Source organism: Pseudoalteromonas sp. SR45-5 (genome assembly GCF_014163565.1).
Lineage (GTDB): Bacteria > Pseudomonadota > Gammaproteobacteria > Enterobacterales > Alteromonadaceae > Pseudoalteromonas > Pseudoalteromonas distincta.
Map to the genome: position 1 here is coordinate 1 of NZ_JACJDN010000258.1, position 5,381 is coordinate 5,381.

At 41.1% G+C, this 5,381-nt stretch carries 4 protein-coding genes; all 4 read left to right on the forward strand.

What is annotated here, in order from left to right; all coding sequences use genetic code 11:
• Window positions 1-76 precede the first annotated feature (76 nt).
• Window positions 77-1,984 (forward strand): DUF1800 family protein, encoded by a 1,908-nt coding sequence (locus H5072_RS10925; RefSeq protein ID WP_182693535.1) that lies wholly within the window; start codon window positions 77-79, stop codon window positions 1,982-1,984.
• Window positions 1,985-1,993: 9 nt separating this feature from the next.
• On the forward strand, window positions 1,994-3,334 hold the full coding sequence (locus H5072_RS10930) for a DUF1501 domain-containing protein (RefSeq protein ID WP_182693536.1): 1,341 nt from the start codon (window positions 1,994-1,996) through the stop codon (window positions 3,332-3,334).
• Window positions 3,335-3,441: 107 nt separating this feature from the next.
• On the forward strand, window positions 3,442-4,155 hold the full coding sequence (locus H5072_RS10935) for a DUF1499 domain-containing protein (protein ID WP_182693537.1): 714 nt from the start codon (window positions 3,442-3,444) through the stop codon (window positions 4,153-4,155).
• A 142-nt stretch (window positions 4,156-4,297) separates the two neighbouring features.
• Window positions 4,298-5,344, forward strand: a complete 1,047-nt coding sequence (locus H5072_RS10940) for an NAD(P)-dependent alcohol dehydrogenase (RefSeq protein WP_182693538.1) — start codon at window positions 4,298-4,300, stop codon at window positions 5,342-5,344.
• Window positions 5,345-5,381 lie beyond the last annotated feature (37 nt).

Genomic DNA, 5,381 nt, shown 5'->3' on the forward strand with positions numbered 1-5,381 from the left:
AATTTTGTGTTTCAATAAATGCATTAAACTCGGTACACACTAACGTACTTTAATTAACAAATGATGACGACTTTACATGCATTATAAATTTGCTCTTATCGCAAGCTCGGTTTTTATACTAAGCGCTTGCGGTGGTTCAGGCTCCGATGATACGCCAACCGTTAACGGAAATAAAATCCCCATTTTGTCAGTCGCTGATATTCCTAGTGATGTAAGTAAAGGCCAAACAATTGAGCTAACAGCAACAGCCAGTGATAAAGACGGCACTATTACATCTGTTGTGTGGCAACAAACGCAAGGGCCTGAACTAATTAGTGGGACTTTAGAGGCAACAACTACTTCAGTAACACTGCTAAATGCGCAAAGTTATAAGCCTGTTGATTATGCTTTTTCGGTAACAGCAACCGATAACGAAGGGGCAAGCAGTGTAAAAACGCTAAGCTTTACTGCACGTAATAATATGGATGACATTAGCGCCGCACGGTTACTACACCAAGCAACAATGGGACCTAAGCTTAGTGAAATACAAAACGCACAAGGTTTAAGCGAGCAGCAATGGCTTGATAAACAAATAGCGCTACCTATTAATTATCACCGTGATTATTTAGTAAAGTTAAATGACGATGATGACTTTAAATACATAAGCCGCATAGACGCATGGTGGAAGGCAGTAATGCAAAGTGACGATCAACTTCGTCAACGTGTTGCATTTGCGTTAAGTGAAATATTAGTAGTGTCGGATGAAAACAGTGCCTTAAGAGGCCAACCTGAGGGCATGATCACTTATTACGATTTGCTACTAAAGCATGCCTTTGGTAATTATCGTGACTTACTCGAAGATGTCACGCTTTCGCCTATTATGGGAACTTACTTAAGCCATTTGGGTAACGAAAAAGCAGACGATGCACTTAATATTCGCCCAGACGAAAATTACGCACGTGAAGTAATGCAATTATTTACTATTGGCCTTGAAGAGCTAAACCTAGATGGTAGCGCCAAGCTTGATGCCCAAGGGAATACTATTGCCACTTACGGGCAGGACGAAATAGAGGGTTTTGCACGCGTATTTACAGGTTGGACGTTTGCCGATAGTGAAACATTTAAGCGTAAAAGTCGTGATTATATTAAGCCAATGGAAGCGTTTGACGAGTACCACTCTAGTAAACAAAAAACCTTACTAAATGGCGAGGTTATACCACAAGGTTATGCAGCAGAAGAGTCATTGCATATAGCGCTTGATAACTTATTTAACCATCAAAATGTTGCGCCGTTTATTAGCAAACAGCTTATTCAGCGATTAATTACGTCAAATCCAACACCTCAATACGTTGAGCGAGTAGCTAATGTATTTATTGATAACGGTGCTGGTGTACGCGGCGATTTAGCGGCGGTAGTAAAGGCTATTTATTTAGATGATGAAGCGCGGCATTTTGGCTCAGTGCTTAATTACCAAGGTAAAATTAAAGAGCCTATTTTAAAGACTGTACAGTTTTGGCGAAACCTCGATGCTAAATCGCCAGCGGGTTATTATAAAACATGGAATTTAATAAATAGCTACGGGCAAGGGCCCATGCAGTCGGCTTCGGTATTTAACTTTTTTAGGCCTGATTATCAAACCGCAGCTTTACGAAATGAAGGTATTGTTGCGCCAGAATTACAAATAGCAAACGATGCAACACTGATTGGCACCATGAACGCGCTTTACGCAAGTTTAGTGTGGAGTACCGCAGAAGCGCACAGTGATTTAAATTCAAATGGTATTTATGTTTATGTTCAAGACGACATGAATGTTTTAGAGAAAAACGGTGTTAGCGCGCTATTAACTCAGTACAACACGCTATATTTTGCAGGCGCAATGAGCAGTGACACTCGCCAAGCATTATTTGATTTAGATGCCTATTTTAATGAAGAGCAATACCGTGAACGGGTTTCGTATTTATTATATATGATTGCTATTTCACCTGAATTTAACGTGCAGTATTAGGAGCGCATAATGAGCATTAATAGAAGAGAGTTTTTGTCGTTATGTGTAAAAGGCAGCATATCGGCCGCCGCGTTAACAAGCCTGCAATTACAAGCGTTAACTGGAGCGACTAATGCTGTTGAGCTAGGTGATTACAAAGCATTAGTGTGTGTTTATTTATACGGAGGGAATGATTCGTTAAATATGCTAGTTCCGCTTGAAGGCGAGCAACGGAGTTTGTACAAGCAAAGCAGGCAAAACCTAGCGGTAGAGAGCCCACTTGAGCTAAGCATTAAAAGCCAGTTTGCAGGTGGCGTAGGTATTCATCCTTCACTTGAACCGATACAAAATGTGTTTGAATCTCAAAATTTAGCATTTATAGGCGGGGTAGGTACTTTACTCGCTCCCACAACATTGAATGACTATAAAAATAAAACAATAGGTTTGCCTAAGCATTTGTTTTCGCATAACGATCAGCAAGCTGCGTGGATGTATGGTCGAGAAAAACAATCACTTAACAGTGGTTGGGGCGCACGACTTTTAGAACGTTTAGAGTTACAAGATGAGTTTGCAGCTAATGTATCACTCGACGGTACTAATCTATGGCAAACGGGAAGTACAACGAGTGCATTTGCGCTTAACAAAAGCGGCATTAGTAGTATTAACGCGTTTGGAGGGTATCAACCTCGTAGCGAGCACGTAACCGCTATTATGAACCGCTTACTAGGCAATACGAGCCATCCGTTAAGTACAGCTTATGCCAATGGCTTAACAAGTGCGATAAATAACACTCAAGCAATGAACAGCGCGTTAGAAAGCGCGCCTGCACTTATTACCCCATTTAGCGATAATAGCCTTAGTGAGCAATTTGCCGCAGTCGCTAAAACAATTAGCGTACAGGCAAAGTTGAGTACTCAACGCCAAGTGTTTTTTGTTTCTATGGGGGGGTATGATACCCACGACAACCAATTAACAACGCACCCTGCTTTATTAAATACGTTAGCTCAAGGGTTAAGTGAATTTGATAGTGCGATGAAAGAGCTTGATATGGCTGATAAAGTGACTACGTTTACTATGTCTGATTTTGGTCGCACGTTGACCTCAAATGGCGATGGCACTGACCATGGTTGGGCAGGGAACCAAATAGTAATGGGCGGCGCAGTAAAAGGCGGCAATATATATGGCGAGCTATTAACTCAACATTTGGATGGCGCACAAGATACCGGTGGCGGGCGTTTAATTCCAAGTGTTGCTAATGAGCAGTACTTTGCCACATTGGCTCAGTGGTTTGGTGTGCCAAGCTCTGAGCTTGTTGATATTTTTCCAAACTTGAGTAACTTTGATCACACAACATTGGACTTTTTTGTGTAATTAGTCGCTAATAGTAATCTAAAAGCGCTTGTTAGTAGTATAAGCTACTGTTTAATAGTGCTTAATTGTTTTAATAATAAAAAATCACACAATATAGGAATCATAAAATGAAAGTTTTAGTGAGCTTAGTTAGTCTAATCGCCTTTTTACTCGTCATACTGCCGGGGCCTTTGTATAAATTTGGTATTGTAGAGCTAGGAACTGCGTTTGCTGGTTTTAAATTTGGTGTTTACGCTGGTGGCGCTGCATTGGTGCTACTTATAGTACAAGCGTTATTTATGCGTAAAACGTTAACGCTAAGCAGTGGTGTTATTGCGCTTGTGTTTTCGGTTGTGGCTATTGCTATGCCACTTAACATGATGAACAAAGCTAAAAGCGTACCGGCAATTCATGATATTTCAACAGATTTAGTTAACCCACCAAAATTTGTAGCAATTGCGCCACTGCGTGTTGAAGCACCAAATCCAGTAGAGTACGCAGGTGAAGAAACGGCAGTACAGCAACGCAAAGCATACCCTGAACTGGCAACGTTAAGCTTTGCACAATCTAAAGCCGATTTGATGGCAGCAAGCGAACAAGCAGTTAAAAATCTTGGTTTTGCAGTGGTAAGTGCAAACAAGGCTACAGGTATTGTAGAAGCTACTGATACAACCACATGGTTTGGTTTTAAAGACGATGTGGTAATTCGTATTAAAGATGAAGGCAGCCAGCGTTTTGTTGATATTCGTAGTAAATCGCGAGTAGGGCGTAGTGATTTAGGAAAAAATGCAGAGCGCATTCATTCAATTATTAATGAACTAAACAGCTTACTTGCAAAATAATTAAATTTAGCGCCCTAGTACTAACGATTGAGCCCAAACAGTGTTTGGGCTTTTTTGTGCCTATTTTATATTGTCAGGTTCTATTCACGGGCTATGGACTATGCTGTTGATGATTTAAATTTTTAACCACTATGGAGTTATTATGAAGACAGTAGGATATGCAGCAAAAAGCCAAGGTTCTGAATTGACAGAGTTTTCTTTTGAGCGCCGCGATTTGCGAAATAACGATGTAGAAATTGAAATTTTATACTGTGGTGTGTGCCATTCAGATTTACACGCCGTACGAAATGATTGGGGTGGCAGTGACTACCCGCTAGTACCTGGGCACGAAATTGTTGGTAAAGTTATGTCGGTAGGTAGCGACGTTAAAAAATATAAGCAAGGCGACACAGTTGCTGTGGGTTGTATGGTTGATTCGTGCCAAAGTTGCGATCAATGTGATAACGACGAAGAGCAATTTTGCCGCGAAGGCATGGTTGGTACGTACGCAGGCAAAGACCGCGTTAGTGGTGAAATGACCCAAGGTGGATATTCTAAGCATGTTGTTGTACGCGAAGAATTTGTACTTTCTGTACCAGAAAATTTAGACCTTTCACGCGTTGCACCGCTACTTTGTGCAGGTATTACTACGTATTCGCCACTTCATAAGTGGGGAGTACAAAAAGGTAGCCGTGTTGGTGTTGTTGGTCTAGGTGGGCTTGGTCACATGGCCGTTAAAAATGCAGTTGCAATGGGCGCAAGCGTTACGGTAATTGGCCGTAGTGAGTCTAAAAAAGATGATGCGGTTAAATTAGGCGCTCAGCACTATTTAGTGTCATCTAATGATGACGAAATGAAAGACTCGCAATCTGCCTTTGACGTCATTATAGATACAGTCCCTGTAAAACATGATTTATCTATTTACACACCGCTACTTGATGTAGATGGTACATTAGTTATTGTTGGCCAAGTTGGTCCTGTAGATGAGCTAAGCACGGTGCCATTATTAATGGGTCGCCGTCGTATTGCAGGCTCACTTATTGGTGGTATTGCACAGACGCAACAAATGCTCGACTTTTGTGGTGAAAATAACGTGCTACCTGAGTGCGAAATGATCAACATTGACGAAATTAACACGGCATACGAGCGTATGGAAAAATCTGACGTACGATACCGCTTTGTTATTGATATGGCATCGTTAAACGCTTAATTTACTAGGTAAATTAAAAATAAAAGAGCCGCTAATT